The sequence below is a fragment of the Microbacterium sp. 22179 genome (genome assembly GCF_052045715.1).
GTDB classification, from domain to species: domain Bacteria; phylum Actinomycetota; class Actinomycetes; order Actinomycetales; family Microbacteriaceae; genus Microbacterium; species Microbacterium galbinum.
Genome location: NZ_JBQEPJ010000001.1, coordinates 191,427 through 207,066, shown reverse-complemented (window position 1 = coordinate 207,066; position 15,640 = coordinate 191,427). Strand labels below are relative to the sequence as shown.

Annotated in this window: 17 protein-coding genes; 5 read left to right on the top strand and 12 right to left on the bottom strand. The window is 69.5% G+C overall.

From position 1 onward, the window contains the following. The first annotated feature begins 28 nt into the window (after nucleotides 1–28). Nucleotides 29–667, top strand: coding sequence for an O-methyltransferase (locus tag ACTJKK_RS00970; protein ID WP_440746686.1), 639 nt, complete (start codon nucleotides 29–31; stop codon nucleotides 665–667). 84 nt (nucleotides 668–751) lie between these two features. On the opposite strand, the gene ACTJKK_RS00965 is transcribed toward ACTJKK_RS00970, so the two are convergent. The 3 genes from ACTJKK_RS00965 to dapE all read right to left on the bottom strand — a co-directional run bounded on the left by ACTJKK_RS00965 (nucleotide 752) and on the right by dapE (nucleotide 3,291). Further along, nucleotides 752–925, bottom strand: a complete 174-nt coding sequence (locus ACTJKK_RS00965; RefSeq protein WP_017203323.1) for a DUF3117 domain-containing protein — start codon at nucleotides 923–925, stop codon at nucleotides 752–754. A gap of 93 nt (nucleotides 926–1,018) precedes the next feature. Then, the gene (locus ACTJKK_RS00960; RefSeq protein WP_440746685.1) at nucleotides 1,019–2,236 is read right to left on the bottom strand and encodes a hypothetical protein; all 1,218 of its coding nucleotides are present in this window, start codon (nucleotides 2,234–2,236) and stop codon (nucleotides 1,019–1,021) included. Beyond that, nucleotides 2,218–3,291 carry a succinyl-diaminopimelate desuccinylase gene (gene dapE / locus ACTJKK_RS00955; protein ID WP_440746684.1) on the bottom strand — a complete coding sequence of 358 codons (1,074 nt, stop codon included), beginning with the start codon at nucleotides 3,289–3,291 and terminating at the stop codon, nucleotides 2,218–2,220. The genes ACTJKK_RS00960 and dapE overlap by 19 nt, the downstream gene beginning before the upstream one ends. An 86-nt stretch (nucleotides 3,292–3,377) precedes the next feature. Between dapE and dapD the strand changes: the two genes are divergently transcribed. Together dapD and ACTJKK_RS00945 are read left to right on the top strand one after the other, a co-directional pair. Further along, nucleotides 3,378–4,319: a 2,3,4,5-tetrahydropyridine-2,6-dicarboxylate N-succinyltransferase gene (gene dapD / locus ACTJKK_RS00950; RefSeq protein ID WP_440746683.1), complete on the top strand. Its 942-nt coding sequence runs from the start codon at nucleotides 3,378–3,380 to the stop codon at nucleotides 4,317–4,319. Between the two features lie 251 nt (nucleotides 4,320–4,570). Beyond that, nucleotides 4,571–5,974, top strand: coding sequence for a DEAD/DEAH box helicase (locus ACTJKK_RS00945; protein ID WP_247622949.1), 1,404 nt, complete (start codon nucleotides 4,571–4,573; stop codon nucleotides 5,972–5,974). An 18-nt stretch (nucleotides 5,975–5,992) separates the two neighbouring features. Here the strand turns inward: ACTJKK_RS00945 and ACTJKK_RS00940 are convergent, their stop codons facing one another. The 7 genes from ACTJKK_RS00940 to ACTJKK_RS00910 form a co-directional block, all read right to left on the bottom strand. After that, nucleotides 5,993–6,484 (bottom strand): SRPBCC family protein, encoded by a 492-nt coding sequence (locus ACTJKK_RS00940; RefSeq protein WP_440746682.1) that lies wholly within the window; start codon nucleotides 6,482–6,484, stop codon nucleotides 5,993–5,995. Nucleotides 6,485–6,494: 10 nt separating this feature from the next. Then, nucleotides 6,495–7,790 carry a citrate synthase gene (locus tag ACTJKK_RS00935; protein ID WP_247622950.1) on the bottom strand — a complete coding sequence of 432 codons (1,296 nt, stop codon included), beginning with the start codon at nucleotides 7,788–7,790 and terminating at the stop codon, nucleotides 6,495–6,497. A 217-nt stretch (nucleotides 7,791–8,007) separates the two neighbouring features. Beyond that, entirely contained in the window at nucleotides 8,008–9,120 is a 1,113-nt protein-coding gene (gene dapC / locus ACTJKK_RS00930; RefSeq protein ID WP_440746681.1) for a succinyldiaminopimelate transaminase, read from the bottom strand. 10 nt (nucleotides 9,121–9,130) lie between these two features. Beyond that, nucleotides 9,131–9,451, bottom strand: coding sequence for a ferredoxin (gene fdxA / locus ACTJKK_RS00925; RefSeq protein WP_042542002.1), 321 nt, complete (start codon nucleotides 9,449–9,451; stop codon nucleotides 9,131–9,133). 9 nt (nucleotides 9,452–9,460) lie between these two features. Next, nucleotides 9,461–9,844 (bottom strand): histidinol dehydrogenase, encoded by a 384-nt coding sequence (locus ACTJKK_RS00920; RefSeq protein WP_247622952.1) that lies wholly within the window; start codon nucleotides 9,842–9,844, stop codon nucleotides 9,461–9,463. A gap of 19 nt (nucleotides 9,845–9,863) precedes the next feature. Next, nucleotides 9,864–10,178 carry an AzlD domain-containing protein gene (locus tag ACTJKK_RS00915; RefSeq protein ID WP_247622953.1) on the bottom strand — a complete coding sequence of 105 codons (315 nt, stop codon included), beginning with the start codon at nucleotides 10,176–10,178 and terminating at the stop codon, nucleotides 9,864–9,866. Beyond that, nucleotides 10,175–10,894, bottom strand: a complete 720-nt coding sequence (locus ACTJKK_RS00910; protein WP_440746680.1) for an AzlC family ABC transporter permease — start codon at nucleotides 10,892–10,894, stop codon at nucleotides 10,175–10,177. Before ACTJKK_RS00910 ends, ACTJKK_RS00915 begins: the two co-directional genes overlap by 4 nt. Nucleotides 10,895–10,999: 105 nt before the next feature. On the opposite strand from ACTJKK_RS00910, the gene ACTJKK_RS00905 reads away from it, so the two are divergent. Continuing rightward, nucleotides 11,000–11,548: a helix-turn-helix domain-containing protein gene (locus tag ACTJKK_RS00905; RefSeq protein WP_440746679.1), complete on the top strand. Its 549-nt coding sequence runs from the start codon at nucleotides 11,000–11,002 to the stop codon at nucleotides 11,546–11,548. A 118-nt stretch (nucleotides 11,549–11,666) separates the two neighbouring features. Here ACTJKK_RS00905 and ACTJKK_RS00900 read toward each other — a convergent pair whose 3' ends face one another. Continuing rightward, nucleotides 11,667–12,566 (bottom strand): phospholipase, encoded by a 900-nt coding sequence (locus ACTJKK_RS00900; protein ID WP_440746678.1) that lies wholly within the window; start codon nucleotides 12,564–12,566, stop codon nucleotides 11,667–11,669. Nucleotides 12,567–12,786: 220 nt separating this feature from the next. Then, complete coding sequence (typA, locus tag ACTJKK_RS00895; RefSeq protein WP_247622959.1) at nucleotides 12,787–14,700, bottom strand: translational GTPase TypA; 1,914 nt, start codon at nucleotides 14,698–14,700, stop codon at nucleotides 12,787–12,789. 103 nt (nucleotides 14,701–14,803) lie between these two features. On the opposite strand from typA, the gene ACTJKK_RS00890 reads away from it, so the two are divergent. Beyond that, nucleotides 14,804–15,610, top strand: a complete 807-nt coding sequence (locus ACTJKK_RS00890; RefSeq protein ID WP_440746677.1) for a CPBP family intramembrane glutamic endopeptidase — start codon at nucleotides 14,804–14,806, stop codon at nucleotides 15,608–15,610. Nucleotides 15,611–15,640 lie beyond the last annotated feature (30 nt).

The window sequence follows — 15,640 nt, the reverse complement described above, 5'->3', positions numbered from 1 at the left end:
GTCACAGCGTGGACGGGAGGATCAGGTCATGAGCGAACACGACGCGAACGCACGTTTCATCCGAGAGTCCCTCACGGAACCGGATGCGATCGCTCGCGCTCGGGCGCACGGCGTCGAGCTCGGAGCGGCGCCGATCAGCGTCGCCGTCGGCTCGCAGATCGCCGTGCTCGCCGCCGCGACCGCCGCCCGTTCGATCGTCGAGATCGGCACCGGCGCCGGAGTCTCCGGACTCTGGCTGCTGCGCGGCGCGCCGCAGGCCGTGCTCACCTCGATCGACAACGAGCCCGAGCACCTCGCCGCGGCCCGCCAATCGTTCTCCGACGCGAAGGTCCCGGCCACGCGCGCCCGCTTCATCACGGGCCGCGCCGCCGATGTGCTCCCCCGCATGAACGAGGACGCCTACGACATCGTGCTCGTCGACGCCGATCCTGAGAACGTCATCGACTACGTCGAGCACGGACTGCGCCTCGTCCGCCGCGGCGGTATCGTGCTCGTCCCCCGCGTTCTCGCGGGTGGACGCGTGGCCGACCCCGTGCAGCGCGATGAGATCACGGCGGGCTACCGCTCCCTGATCCAGGAGACCCAGGAGTCGTCGGCCGTGCTCGCGACCGTGTCTCCCGCGGGCGAGGGCCTGCTGCAGTTGATCAGCCTCGCCGAGCGGGACTGACGCTCCCCACGACAGACGAAGGAGGCGGCGGATCCGATGATCCGCCGCCTCCTTCGGTTGATCCGTGAGACGGATCGGGGTGACTCAGGCCGGCGCCACGACGGCTGCCAGCACGTCGTGAAGCTCCTTGGCCTCGGCGTCGTTCACGGAGACGACCAGACGGCCTCCTCCTTCGAGCGGAACGCGCACGATGATGAGTCGTCCTTCTTTCACGGCCTCCATGGGGCCGTCCCCGGTCCTCGGCTTCATCGCTGCCATCGCGGCTTCCTTTCCTCGGTGGTATGGGAAGAGTTTATCGGTGTCGTCGCGACCTGAGCGTCACCTGTGAAGAAATGCATCGATTCTTCATGTTCACGGCACCTGCCAGAACGTGTTCCCGAGCGCGTAGACGAAGGAGATCCACACGCCCTGACCCACGAGGCACAGCGCCAGAACGCTCAGCCGCCAGAGCCGCGAGCGCGGCACCGCCACCGCTCCCCAGAGCGGACTGATCGGCAGGAGCAGCCGGAAGGTGCTCGACTGCGGGAAGAACACCGCCAGCAGGTACAGCAGATAGCTCGCGCTCCAGAGCCGGAGGTCGAGACCGAGCGCTCGAACCTGCGGCGAGCGCAAGAGCGCGAGTCCGGTGGCGACGACGATGACCACGAGCCCGATCGGGCCCCACCACGCGGGGATACCCCACTGCGCGAACCAGAACTGCGACGCCTGGATCCAGCCCTCGAAGGGTACGAACCCGGCCACTCCCCCGCTGATCCAGTGCTGACGCCACGCCAGCTCGGTGTCGAGGTACGCCCCCATGTCACCCGTCACGAGACCGGCGATCACCTGCCAGGCGAAGCCGGCGACGGTCGCCAGCGCCGCCGTCGCGACGATGTGCACGATCTCGACGGTGGTCAGTGGTTCGCGGCGACGGTTCATCCAGCGGGCGATGCCGTGGAGGCCGAGCAGCAGCGCCAACGCCAGGATGCCCGGGCGAGTGAACGCCATGATCGGGATCAGGAGGTACAGCCAGGCGTACCGGCGGCGGAGCACCGCGTCCAGTGCCAGGAAGAGCAGGAGCAGGAACAGCGTTTCGGCGTATCCCACCTGGAACATCGCCGCGAGCGGCCCCGCGGCGAAGAACACCACCGACCACAGCGCCGCGGAGGATCCGATCCGGTCACGCAGCAGCCGATGCAGAGCGAGGCAGGCGAGATAGCCGGCCACGAACGAGAGCAGGAACGCCCCCACTCCCCAGGATCCGAAGAGGAACCCGATCGCCTTCGCCGCGTAGGCGAAGACGGGCATGAACGCCCACTGGTTCTCGACGACGGTGCCCGCGTCGGTCAGCTCGAGCGTCGAGGGGTATCCGCTCTCCGCGACCAGCCAGTACCACTGCGCATCCCAGCCGAGCACGAAGTCGGCCAGTCCGGCATCCGCTCCGAAGCGCGACAGCGACGTCGAGGCGGATGCCGCGAAGAGGAGGAAGCCCGTCGTGACGAGCCGGGCGATCAGGTAGATGACGGCGATGCGCAGCGGTAGCGGCATCTGCGCCCACCGACGCGCGGCGCTCAGTGCGAGCTGAGCCACGCCCGCAGTCCCCGCTCGACGGCATCGATCTGCGCGACGGGGACGCGCTCCTCGTCGTGGTGGGCGAGGTGGGGATCGCCGGGCCCGTAGTTCACCGCCGGGATGCCGAGCGCAGAGAAACGGGCGACATCGGTCCAGCCGTACTTGGGGCGCGGTTCCGCGCCGACGGCGGCCACGAACTGCTGGGCGATCGGTGCGTCGAGGCCGGGACGTGCACCCTCCGCCGAGTCCGTGACCTCGAGGTCGAAGCCTGCGAGCACACTGCGCAGGTGAGCCTCGGCATCCGCCGCCGACTTGCTCGGAGCGAACCGGTAGTTGATCTCGACCTCGCAGGCATCGGGGATGACGTTGCCCGCGACACCGCCGCTGATGCGCACGGCGCTGAGGCTCTCGCGGTACAGAAGACCCTCGACCAGCACCTCGCGCGCCCGGTACTCGCCCAGGCGGGCGAGTATGGGGGCCGCGCGGTGGATGGCGTTCTCGCCGATCCAGGCGCGTGCGCTGTGCGCGCGGACACCGCTCGTGCGCACGATCGCGCGCATGGTGCCGTTGCATCCGCCCTCGACCTCACCGTCGGACGGCTCTCCGAGGATCGCGAAGTCGGCGACGAAGAGATCGGGACGCACGGCGGCGAGCAGACCGAGTCCGTTCTTCGACGCCTCGACCTCCTCGTTGTCGTACCACATCCACGTGATGTCGACGACGGGATCGGTCAGCTCGGCGGCGAGCTTCAGCTGCACCGCCGTGCCCGCCTTCATGTCGACCGTGCCGCGACCCCAGAGGTACGCCTCGCCGTCGACGTCGATCAGGCGCGTGGGCAGGTTGTCGTTGATGGGGACGGTGTCGATGTGACCGGCGATGGCCACCCGCTGGGCGCGACCGAGGTCGGTACGGGCGACGATCGTGTTGCCGTGCCGGATCACCTCGAGGTGGTCGAGCGGCGCGAGCGCCTGTTCGATCGCGTCGGCCAGGGTCTTCTCGTCTCCGGAGACGCTCGCGATGTCGCAGATCGCGCGCGTGAGGTCGAGAGAGGATGCGGTCAGATCGAGCACCATGCCCCCAGCCTATGACCTCGGCGCGCGGTCATCGGACGCCGGTCACATGGGCCGGGCGTGATCGCGGGAGCCGGTACCGTGGAGGCATGACTGATGCGCGCACCGTGTGGGGAATCGGACTCTCGACCATCGCCGGCGACGGCACGGTTCTCGACGCCTGGTATGCCACCCTCGGCACCGGCACCCTGCCCTCGGATGCCGCGGCAGATCTCGACGGACTCACCGGTCCCGACGCACGGCGCAACGTCACCGTCGAGCCCGTGCGGCTCGAGATCGACCTCGATGACGCTCCGGCCTCGACCGCCGACGCCTACCTGCGTCTGCACGCGCTCTCGCACCTGCTCGTGCGCCCGAACGAGCTGAACCTCGACGGGATCTTCGGTCACCTCCCGAACGTCGCCTGGACGAACGCCGGCCCCGTGCTCCCCACCGATGCCGCCCGCCTGCGTCCGCAGCTCCAGCGCGCGGGAATCCAGGTGCAGGGGCTCGACAAGTTCCCCCGCCTGACCGACTACCTCCAGCCGCAGGGCGTGCGCATCGCCGATGCCTCGCGCGTGCGCCTCGGCGCCCACCTCGCGCCGGGGACCACTGTGATGCACGAGGGATTCGTCAACTTCAACGCGGGCACCCTCGGGGCCTCGATGGTCGAGGGCCGCATCTCGCAGGGCGTCGTCGTGGGCGACGGCAGCGACATCGGTGGCGGCGCATCGATCATGGGAACCCTCTCGGGCGGGGGCTCGCACCGCGTCTCGATCGGGTCGCGCACGCTCCTGGGCGCGAATGCCGGCATCGGCATCTCGCTGGGCGACGACTGCGTGGTCGAGGCGGGCCTCTACGTCACCGCCGGCACCAAGATCGTGCTCGTCGACGGCCCCGTGACAGCCGAGGGCACCCGCGCCAGCGTGAAGGGCGCCGAGCTGTCGGGGCAGAACGGACTTCTGTTCCGCCGCAACTCGATCAGCGGCGCGGTCGAGGCCGTGCGTCGCGCGGGCGTCGGCGTCACGCTCAACGAGGCGCTGCACGCCTGACGCGCGGTCATCCGCACCTGCGGCCGCCTCGGAGCGGGCGCTGATAGACTGTGGCTGTTGCCCGAGCACGAGCTCGCCAACGTCGTCGTCGTCACGGGGTCTCTGAGGACCGAAGCGAGTCACCCGGCTCCCATCACCAGCGCTCTGCTGGCCTTTCGCACGGCGAACCGATGCGCACGCCCCCTGCGAGCGCCGTCGCCCACCTCAGCCCACTATCGTGCGTGTCTTCTCGCGTACGGACGGAGTCATCCATGCCTACTTTCCTCGAACTCGGCGTTCCTGCCGAACTCGCCGCCGTTCTCGCCGATTCCGGCAAGACCGAAGCCTTCGCGATCCAGCGCGACACCCTCCCCGACTCGCTCGCCGGCCGCGACCTGCTCGGTCGCGGTCGCACCGGCAGTGGCAAGACCATCGCCTTCGCGCTTCCCCTCGTCGCCCGCCTCGCCGCGTCCGGCAAGCAGCGCCGCGCGGGCCTCCCCCGCGGCCTGGTGCTCGCCCCGACCCGTGAGCTCGCGACGCAGATCGCCGCGACGATCTCCCCCCTCGCCGAAGCCGCCGGCCTGCGCGTGACCACCGTCTTCGGCGGCGTCAGCCAGCGCCCGCAGGAGCAGGCGCTCCGCGGCGGCGTCGACATCGTCGTCGCGTGCCCGGGCCGCCTCGAAGACCTCATGAAGCAGCAGATCGTGCGGCTCAGCGCGGTCGAGGTCGCCGTACTCGACGAGGCCGACCACATGGCCGACCTCGGTTTCCTGCCCGGCGTCACGCGCATCCTCACCGCGACGCCGGCCGGCGGACAGCGCCTGCTCTTCAGCGCGACGCTCGACCGCGGCATCGATTCGCTCGCCCGCCGCTTCCTCTCGAACCCCGTCAGCCACGAGGTCGACGAGGAGAGCGTCCCCGTCGGCGAGATGACGCACCGCGTGCTCGTCGTCGATTCCACCGAGAACAAGACGACCCTCGTGCGCGACCTCGCGTCCGGCACCGGTCGCCGCATCCTGTTCACCCGCACCAAGCACCAGGCGAAGAAGCTCGCCAAGCAGCTCACCGCCGCGGGCATCCCCGCCGTCGACCTGCACGGCAACCTCTCGCAGAACGCCCGAGAGCGCAACCTCGGCGCGTTCTCGTCGGACCCCGCCGACGGCGGCGTGCGCGTGCTGGTCGCGACCGACGTCGCGGCCCGTGGCGTGCACGTCGACAACGTCGACCTGGTCGTTCACGTCGACCCGCCCATGGAGCACAAGGCGTACCTGCACCGCTCGGGCCGCACCGCCCGCGCCGGTGCCGCCGGTACCGTCGTCACGGTCGTGCTCCCCGAGCAGCGCCGCGACGTCAAGGACCTGCTGCGCAAGGCCGCGATCGTCGCCCCGCTCGAAGACGTCACCGCCGGCGCCGTGACCGAGCTCGTCCCGGAGCGCGCACCGCACGTGCGTCCCGCCCCGGTGCAGGCTCCGCAGCGTCAGGCTCCGAAGCAGCGTCCCGCCGGTGGCGAGCGCAGCGGCGCGGCGAACCCGCCCGCACGCCGTCGTCGCCCCCGCTCCGGTGGCGGTCAGGGCCAGAGCCAGGGCGGCGGTTTCGCGCGCCAGGGCGGCCAGGGTCGTCAGGGCGGCCAGGGTGGGCAGTCCCGCCAGGGCGGCCGCGGTTCGCAGGGACGCTGACCCGCAGCATCCGCACGTCTACGACCCCGGGGTCCCGTTCCGCACGGAACGGATGACCTCGGGGTTCGTGCATCCGGCGACGAACCCTGCGAGGCGCCGCCGGATCTCGAAACAGAGGATCACCGCGCCGACGCGTTCAGCCACCGGCGCGAGCCAGGCCGGGCGGCACGAGAAGTTGTACTTCCACGTCGCGATCGTGCCCGACCCATCGGGCACGGCGACGAAGCGCCAGCCACCGCCCAGCTTCTCGAAGAACCAGGGGCCGGTCTCCATGACCATCCCCACGTTCGTCGGCGGAGCGTACGACACGTAGCGGCTCACCATCGACAGACCGAACCGCTGGCGCGTGAAGGTGCGCACGCCCTTCGCGGCGCTCTGCGCACCGTCGAGGAAATGCTGCTCACTGATGAACCCGTCCCAGCGCCGGCGAACCGCGCCGGTCGTCTGCGACACCGCGAACGCCGTCGCCGGATCGACCGGAACGAAGGCCTCGGCGCTGACGACGGGCATCGGCGTCGTGTCAGCGGTTCGGGTACGAACGCTCCGGAGACCCGGTGTACAGCTGCTGCGGGCGACCGATCTTGGTCTGCGGGTCGAGCTGCAGCTCGCGCCACTGCGCAAGCCAGCCGGGCAGACGGCCGATGGCGAACAGCACCGTGAACATGCGCGTGGGGAACCCCATCGCCTTGTAGATCACGCCGGTGTAGAAATCGACGTTCGGGTATAGACGACGCTCGCGGAAGTAGTCGTCGGCGAGAGCGATCTCCTCGAGCTCCTTCGCGAGGTCGAGCAGCGGGTCGGTGACGCCGAGGGAGGCGAGGACCTCGTCGGCGGCGTCCTTGACGAGCTTGGCGCGCGGGTCGTAGTTCTTGTAGACCCGGTGCCCGAAGCCCATCAGCTTCACGCCCTCTTCCTTGTTCTTCACCCGCTCGACGAAGCGCGAGACGCTCTGACCCGAGTCGCGGATCTGGCCGAGCATCGTGAGAACGGCCTCGTTGGCCCCGCCGTGCAACGGCCCCGAGAGGGCCTGGATGCCGGCGGACACCGACGCGAACTGGTTCGCCCCGGTCGATCCGACCAGTCGCACGGTCGAGGTCGACGCGTTCTGCTCGTGGTCCTCGTGCAGGATCAGCAGAAGCTCGAGCGCCTTCGACATCACCGGATTGATCTCGTAGGGCTCGGAGTTGACGCCGAAGTTGAGCTTGAGGAAGTTCTCGACGAAGCCGAGCGAGTTGTCGGGGTAGAGGAAGGCCTGACCGACGCTCTTCTTGTGCGCGTAGGCCGCGATCACCGGGAGCTTCGCGAGCATGCGGATCGTGTTGATCTCGACGTGCTCGGGGTTGTGCGGGTCGGTCTGGCCCTCGTAGTAGGTCGAGAGCGCGGCGACGGCCGAGGACAGCACCGACATCGGGTGCGCCGTGTGCGGCAGTGCCGAGAAGAAGTGCTTGAGGTCTTCGTGCAGCAGCGTGTGACGACGGATCTTCTCGTCGAACTCGGCCAGCTCGGACTCCGAGGGGAGCTCTCCGTAGATGAGCAGCCAGGCGACCTCGAGGTAGCTGGTGCGACCGGCGAGCTGCTCGATCGGGTACCCGCGATAGCGCAGGATGCCCTTGTCGCCGTCGATGAAGGTGATGTCGGACTTCGTCGACGCCGTGTTGACGAACCCGTAGTCGAGCCCGGTGTAGCCGGTCTGGCGGGTCAGCGTCGAGAAGTCGATGCTGTTGTGGCCCGCCGTGCCCTGCAGCACGGGGAACTCGGCGGTCGTGTCACCGATCGTCAGCTTCGCCGTGGCCTGCTGGTCTGCCGCTGCACTCACGCGGACCTCCTTGGGGTTTCTGCCCGTAGTCTGTCTCGTCTCGCCCCGAGCAGATCGGTCATCCTTGGAACCTGATCTCATCGGAGCGGGCGATCGCACGGCGCACAGCGCCAGGTCGGGTCACGACCGAATCGCCTTTACAGCCTAGTAGGCCCGCACGCCTACTGTCGCATCCGCCAAACGGATCGGTGCTGGGAGGGGGAAACCTACAGATTCTCTACGAAGCGGCGGCGTGCAGGCGTCGAGCGGCCTCCGCGACGCGCTCCGTCGGCGCCGTCAGCGCGAGACGCACGTGCGAGGCGGCGGCTGCTCCGTAGAACGGACCCGGACCCGCCAGGATGCCGAGATCGGCGAGGCGAGCCATCGACTCCCATGCGTCACGCCCCTCGGTCACCCACAGGTAGAGACCGGCTTCCGAGCCGTCGAGACGGAAGCCGGCGGCCTCCACGGCGGGACGCAGCAGCTCCCGCCGTTCGCGGTAGAGCTCCTTCTGGGCGGCGACGTGCTCGTCGTCGCCGAGCGCCACCGCCATGGCATGCTGCACGGGTTCGGGCGGCATGAGGCCCAGGTGCTTGCGGGCGGTGAGCAGGTCGGCGACGATGCGCGGGCAGCCGGCGACGAAGGCGGCGCGGTAGCCCGCGAGGTTCGACTGCTTGCTCAGCGAGTAGACGCTGAGCAGGTTGGCCCGCGACCCCCCGGTCACCCGCGGATCGAGGATCGACGGGATCGCCTCGGTCGCCCAGGCACCGTCCCAGCCGAGCTCCGCGTAGCACTCGTCGCTCGCGATGACGGCATCCAGCTCGCGCGCACGGCGCACCGCGGCGGCGAGCTCCGAGACCGTCCAGGTGCGACCGTCGGGATTGCCCGGAGTGTTGATCCAGATCAGCTTGGTGCCCTCGGGCCAGTCCGCCGGGTCATCGGCGGGAAGCGGCATCGCTCCGACCACGCGTGCGCCGACGTCGTAGGTCGGGTAGGCGATCTCGGGGTGCACGACGATGTCGCCCTCTCCCAGCCCGAGGAGGGTCGGGAGGAGCGCCACGAGCTCCTTCGAGCCGATCGTGGGCAGCACGTTCGCGACGGTGAGGTCATCGACCCCGCGGCGACGCGCGTACCAGGAGACGATCGCCTCGCGCAGTGCCGGTGTACCGACGGTCTGCGGATAGGCGTGCGCGTCCGTCGCCTCGGCGAGAGCGCGCCGGATGATCTCGGGCGTGGGATCGACGGGCGACCCGACGGAGAGGTCGACGAGCCCGCCGGCGTGCGCGGACGCCCGCTCGCGGAAGGGGACGACGGCGTCCCAGGGGTAGTCGGCGAGGTCGCGGACGCTCACGGGCGCCGGCCTACTCGCCCTGGGGCGGCAGGGCCGCGATGATGGGGTGGTCGTGCGCGATGACGCCGACCTTGGCCGCGCCTCCGGGCGAGCCGACCTCGTCGAAGAACTCGACGTTCGCCTTGTAGTAGTCCTGCCACTCATCGGGCAGGTCGTCCTCGTAGTAGATCGCCTCGACGGGGCACACCGGCTCGCAGGCGCCGCAGTCGACGCACTCGTCCGGGTGGATGTAGAGGGAGCGCTCGCCTTCGTAGATGCAGTCGACGGGGCATTCGTCGATGCAGGCTCGGTCCTTCACATCGACACACGGGAGGGCGATCACATACGTCACCGCTCCAGTCTACTTCTCCGCCTCCGTGGCGACGGGCACCGACCGGAACGACGGCCACGCGATGACGACGAGAACGATCGCGGCGATCAGGTACGTCCAGATCTGTCCCGCGAGCGTGTTCTCGACGACGACGGATCCGCCGGGGCCCCGGCCGGAGATCAGGAGCAGCATGCCCACCATCCCGAGGCCGGCCGCGACGGCGGCGCCGCGGTCGTGGGTGAGCACGCGGATGGCGACGAGGATCGCGGCGCACGCGATCGCTCCGACGATCATGCCGGTCGGGATCGGACCCCAGGTCTGGCTGTGCGCGATCGTGCCGGCGACACCGTAGACGCCACCGACCAGGGCCGAGGCCACCCACGACAGAACTCTCGACAACCGACTCACGCCCACCCTCCGATCCTACGCGCGGTCAGGCCGCGAGTCCGAACAGACGCAGGAGGGCAGCGGTGAGCGCCGCCGCGAACACCACGACGAGGAAGGACTGCCGCAGCCACAACAGACCCGCCGCGACGAGCAGAGCGGGCACGCGCGCATCGACGACGATCGCCTGACCGTCGCCCAGCGTCTGCACCGCGACGAGCGCCGCGAGCAGGGCGACGGTCAGCAGGTCGGAGATGCGCGCGGGTCGGGGCGCCTCGAGCACCTTCGGCGGCACGAGGTATCCGACGGCCTTCAGCGACAGGCAGACGAGAGCCGCCAGCAGGATCGCGCTCCACAGGGTCATGATTCCCCCTTCTCATCGGCATCCGCTGCGCGGCCATCGGATGCCGGGCGCCCCAGCCAGTTGAACCACCCGACGATCACGGCCACGAGGGCCGCGACGAGCACCGGCAGACCGGGGAGGAGGAAGGGCGTCAGCGCCGCGGCGACGACGGCGGCGGCGATCCCGACCGCGATCGCCTGGCGTTGCTGCAGGCGCGGCCACAGCAGCGCCAGGAAGGCGGCCGCCGCCGCGGCATCCAGCCCCCAGTCCTTCGGATCGCCGAGCACGTTGCCGACGAGGGCGCCGATGAGGGTGGTGATGTTCCAGCCGACGAAGATCCCGATGCCGGTGACCCAGAATCCGACCCGGCGCAGGCGCGGATCACTCTGGGCGATCGCCACCGCCGTCGACTCGTCGATCGTGAAGTGGGCGGCCAGCGCACGGGTCGCGGGCCCTCCCCCGATGACCGGCGACATGCGCATGCCGTAGGCGACGTTGCGCACGCCGAGGAGGACGGCCGAGGCGATCGCCGAGGGGAGCGCCGCGACACCGCCGGCGGCGAAGACCCCGACGAAGGCGAACTGCGATCCTCCCGTGAACATGAGCAGGCTCAGCACGCAGGTCTGCCAGACGTCGAGCCCGGCCGCGACGGCGAGGGCACCGAACGAGATGCCGTACGCGCTCGTCGCCAGCACGACGCCGAGGGCCTCGCGCCAGACCTCGCGCTCGGCGGTCACGGGGCGATCCCCTCGCGCACCGTTCGCTGCAATGAACACATGACCATCATTCTGAACATTCAAGGACGACTAGTCAAGCGAACGATCGTTTGACATGATGAACGCATGGAGGATCTCCGCACCCGCATCGCCCGCACGCTGCGCCGGGAGCGTGAAGCCGCAGCCCTCTCGGTCTCGGAACTCGCTCGGCGCGCCGGCGTCTCGAAGGCCACCGTGTCGCAGCTCGAGAGCGGAGCCGGAAACCCGAGCGTCGAGACCCTGTGGGCGCTCGGCGTCGCACTCGACGTGCCGTTCGCCGTCTTCGTGGACCCGCCCCAGAGCGGGCCCACGCTCATCCGCCGGGAGGATCTCAGCGGCGTCCCGTCTTCGGCCGCCGCGTACAGCGCCACCCTGCTGGCCGCTTCCCCGCCCGGCGCACGGCGCGACCTGTACCTGATCTCCGCCGAACCGGGCGAGGCCCGACGCTCCGATCCGCACCACCCCGGGACGATCGAGCACGTGGTGCTGATCTCGGGGCAGGCGAAGGTCGGCCCCGCCGGTGCCGCCGCACTGCTGAACCCCGGCGACTACCTCACCTACCCGGGCGACGCCCCTCACGTGTTCGAGGCCACGGCCTCGAACACGAGCGCCGTGCTGATCTCCGAGCTGCGCTGAGGATCAGTCCGACGCGGCCACGGGCGATGGATCCGCCCCAGCCCTCATCCGCCACGATAGCGCTCGAACGCCCCCGGTAGAAGGTGTCTACCGGGGGCGTTCGCGGGTGCCTGCGGGCTCAGTACCAGTTCATCGCCTGCGAGTGCCCCCACGCGCTGCACGGGGTGCCGTACACGGACGAGATGTATCCCAGGCCCCAGGCGATCTGGGTCGCGGCATTGGTCTGCCAGTCGCTGCCCGCCGAGGCCATCTTGCTGCCGGGGAGCGCCTGCGGGATGCCGGTCGCGCCGCTCGGGTTGTAGGCCTGGTAATTCCAGCTCGACTCCTTCTGCCACAGCGAACTCAGGCAGGAGAACTGGTCCTCTCCCCAGCCGTACTGGTCGGCCGCCATGACACGTGCGGTCGCCTTGGCCCCCTCGGGGGTGTTCGACGAGGCGAGCGCCGCGGCGGCCGCCTCGGCCTCTGCCTGCGCCTGCGCGGCGGCAGCGGCGGCCGCGTCGTCCGCCGCCTTCTTCTCCTGCGCCGCGGTGAACGCCGACTGGAGCGCCGCGGTCTGCTCGATCACCTTCTCGGTGTGCTGCTGGGCGATGACCGTGGTGAGAGTGAGCTCGATGGCCGGAACGGCCTTCCGACCGTCGAGGGTGTCGACATTGCTCTGCAACTGCGCGGTCTCGACGGCGGGCACGACTCCGCTCAGGTCGAAGCCTGCGGCGTCGATCTCGGCGGACAGTTGATCGGCGGCATCGATGGCATCAGTCGCGGCGGTCGCGGTCGCCGCGACGTCGTCCGACGCCTCGACGGTCGTGGTGGTGCCGGTGGTCGCCGAGGGCGATGCGTCATCGGTCTCGGTGGCGCCGGAGGCCGGGCCCGCGACGAGTCCGGCGGTCAGAGTGATGCCGAGCATCGCACCGACGGCGGTGCCGAGGAGCAGCAACGGCCGACGCGAGCGGACGGCGGAGTGGGCGGTGGCGGCCTCGTGGGCGCGCCGGGAAGCACGGGTGTTCTGAAGGTGAAGCAAAGAATCGACTTTCGGGTCGTCGAGCGCCCGGACCTGCGGACAGGGCGGCTCATCGGGAGCCGACTCATCGGACGCAAGTCATCGATTCTGTGTCATGTTTCTGGACGAACCCTCCGCAGAGCCTGGACGGAATATAGGTCCCACCTGGGCTTTTCATGAGAAAAGGGCCTCGCTGCCGCATTTCTGCGGAGCGAGGCCCTCTCATCGGTCCTGTTCGGACTCAGGCGTTGGCATCCTGACGCTTGAGGCGAGCGGTCTCGCGCGCACGCGTGTTGGCGTCGAGGTTCACCTTGCGGATGCGCACGGCCTCCGGCGTGACCTCGACGCATTCGTCGTCACGCGCGAACTCGAGGCTCTCCTCGAGCGTCAACTGACGCGGAGGCGTCATCGACTCGAACGAGTCGGAGCTCGCCGCACGCATGTTGGTGAGCTTCTTCTCCTTGGTGATGTTCACGTCCATGTCGTCGGCGCGCGAGTTCTCGCCGATGACCATGCCCTCGTAGACCTCGGCGGTCGGCTGCACGAAGAACGACATGCGCTCCTGCAGGGCGATCATGGCGAACGGGGTGACGACACCCTGACGGTCGGCGACGATCGAGCCGTTCTGGCGGGTCGTGATGGATCCGGCCCAGGGCTCGTAGCCGTGCGAGATCGCGTTCGCGATGCCGGTGCCGCGAGTCGTGGTGAGGAACTCGCTGCGGAAGCCGATGAGGCCGCGCGACGGGACGATGAACTCCATGCGCACCCACCCGGTGCCGTGGTTGGTCATGTTCTCCATGCGACCCTTGCGGTTCGCGAGGAGCTGGGTGATCGCGCCGAGGTGCTCCTCCGGCGTGTCGATCGTGAGGTGCTCGAAGGGCTCGTAGGTCTTGCCGTCGATCTTCTTCGTGACCACCTGCGGCTTTCCGACCGTGAGCTCGAAGCCTTCGCGACGCATGTTCTCGACGAGGATCGCGAGGGCGAGCTCACCGCGGCCCTGGACCTCCCAGGCATCCGGGCGTCCGATGTCGACGACCTTGAGCGAGACGTTACCGATGAGCTCCTTGTCGAGACGGTCCTTGACCATGCGCGCCGTGAGCTTGTGCCCCTTGACCTTGCCCATCAGCGGCGAGGTGTTGGTGCCGATCGTCATCGAGATGGCGGGGTCGTCGACCGTGATCGCCGGGAGCGGGCGCACGTCCTCGGGGTCGGCGATCGTCTCGCCGATGGTGATGTTCTCGAAGCCCGCGATCGCGACGATGTCGCCCGGGCCCGCGGACTCGGCCGGGTAGCGCTCGAGCGCTCGGGTCATCAGCAGCTCGGTGATGCGGGCGTTGCTGGTGGTGCCGTCGGAGCGCACCCAGGCGACGGTCTGGCCCTTCTTCAGCGTGCCGTTGAAGACGCGCAGCAGCGCGAGGCGACCGAGGAAGGGGCTGGAGTCGAGGTTCGTGACCCACGCCTGCAGGGGCGCCTCGTCGTCGTAGGACGGAGCCGGGACGTGCTCGAGGATCGCCTCGAAGAGCGGCTCGAGGTCGTCGTTGTCGGGCAGCGAGCCGTCGGCGGGACGGTTCTGCGACGCCGCACCGGCACGACCGGATGCGTAGACGACCGGCACGTCGAGCAGTGCGTCGACGTCGAGGTCGGGCACGTCGTCGACGAGGTCGGACGCCAGACCCAGCAGCAGGTCGTGGGCCTCCTCCTCGACCTCCGCGATGCGGGCGTCGGGGCGGTCGGTCTTGTTGACCAGCAGGATGACGGGGAGCTTGGCCTCGAGCGCCTTGCGCAGCACGAAGCGGGTCTGCGGGAGCGGGCCCTCGCTCGCGTCGACGAGCAGCACGACGCCGTCGACCATCGACAGGCCGCGCTCGACCTCACCACCGAAGTCGGCGTGACCCGGGGTGTCGATCACGTTGATCGTGATCTCCTTGCCGCCGGCGTGCTTGCCCTTGTAGGTGATCGCCGTGTTCTTGGCGAGGATCGTGATGCCCTTCTCGCGCTCGAGGTCGTTCGAGTCCATCGCGCGCTCTTCGACGTGCGAGTGCTCACCGAACGAGCCGGTCTGGCGGAGCATCGCGTCGACAAGAGTGGTCTTGCCGTGGTCGACGTGAGCGACGATGGCGACGTTGCGGAGGTCAGAGCGGAGGGCGTGAGCCATGCAGGAATCCTAAGAAGAGGAGTGGGAGGAGTCGGGAAACCGACGTTCCAGGATAACGCACGCGCAGGACCCCCGGCTGAACGGAGGCCGTACCATCGGAAAAGTGAGGCACGAAGACGCAGACCGACCGCTCCCGGACCCGACCTCCGAGCCCTCGGCGCGGCGGCTGTGGTGGGAGATCGCGATCGTGCTCGCGCTCGGTCTCGGCCAGTCGGCGATCTACGCGATCGTCCAGCTCGCCTACCGGCTCACGGACGACACCCCGCTCGCCGATCAGACCGCGACGCTGAATCCCTCACGCAGCGACCGGGAGGTCTTCGACCTGATCTACCAGGTGCTGTCGATCGGCTTCTCGCTCGTACCGGTGCTGCTCGTCTGCTTCCTGCTCTGGCAGCACCGTCGACCGCACCTCGCCCGTCTCGGCCTCGACGGCACACGCGTCGGCGTCGACATCGGCCGAGGCGCACTCCTCGTGCTGGCGATCGGCGTCCCGGGCCTCGGCCTGTACGTCGTCGGCCGGGCGCTCGGGCTGTTCGTCGCCGTGAATCCGGGCGGGATCGACGCCCACTGGTGGACGATCCCGATCCTGCTCCTGGCCGCCGCGCGAGCGTCGTTGCAGGAGGAGTTCGTCGTGCTCGGGTATCTCTTCGCCCGGCTCAAACAGCTCGGATGGTCGCCCTGGACCATCATCATCGCGACCTCGGTGCTCCGGGCGACATACCACCTCTATCAGGGACCCGGGGCCTTCATCGGCAACCTCGCGATGGGGCTGCTGTTCGGCTGGCTGTTCCTGCGCACCGGACGCCTGCTGCCGTTCCTCGTCGCGCACTTCCTGATCGACGCGACGGTGTTCGTCGGCTACCCGTGGGCGGCGGCGACGTGGCCGGCGCTCTTCGGCCTCCCGGGCTGATCGCCCGAGAAGCCCCGGCGATCCGCGCCC

Excerpts from the sequence above, each read along its gene's own strand:
- ACTJKK_RS00970 (WP_440746686.1), top strand. The coding sequence starts at position 29 with ATGAGCGAACACGACGCGAACGCACGTTTCATCCGAGAGTCCCTCACG.
- ACTJKK_RS00945 (WP_247622949.1), top strand. The coding sequence starts at position 4,571 with ATGCCTACTTTCCTCGAACTCGGCGTTCCTGCCGAACTCGCCGCCGTT.
- ACTJKK_RS00965 (WP_017203323.1), bottom strand. The coding sequence starts at position 925 with ATGGCAGCGATGAAGCCGAGGACCGGGGACGGCCCCATGGAGGCCGTG.
- dapE (WP_440746684.1), bottom strand. The coding sequence starts at position 3,291 with ATGGTGCTCGATCTGACCGCATCCTCTCTCGACCTCACGCGCGCGATC.
- ACTJKK_RS00905 (WP_440746679.1), top strand. The coding sequence starts at position 11,000 with ATGGAGGATCTCCGCACCCGCATCGCCCGCACGCTGCGCCGGGAGCGT.
- dapD (WP_440746683.1), top strand. The coding sequence starts at position 3,378 with ATGACTGATGCGCGCACCGTGTGGGGAATCGGACTCTCGACCATCGCC.
- ACTJKK_RS00940 (WP_440746682.1), bottom strand. The coding sequence starts at position 6,484 with ATGCCCGTCGTCAGCGCCGAGGCCTTCGTTCCGGTCGATCCGGCGACG.
- typA (WP_247622959.1), bottom strand. The coding sequence starts at position 14,700 with ATGGCTCACGCCCTCCGCTCTGACCTCCGCAACGTCGCCATCGTCGCT.
- ACTJKK_RS00915 (WP_247622953.1), bottom strand. The coding sequence starts at position 10,178 with ATGACCCTGTGGAGCGCGATCCTGCTGGCGGCTCTCGTCTGCCTGTCG.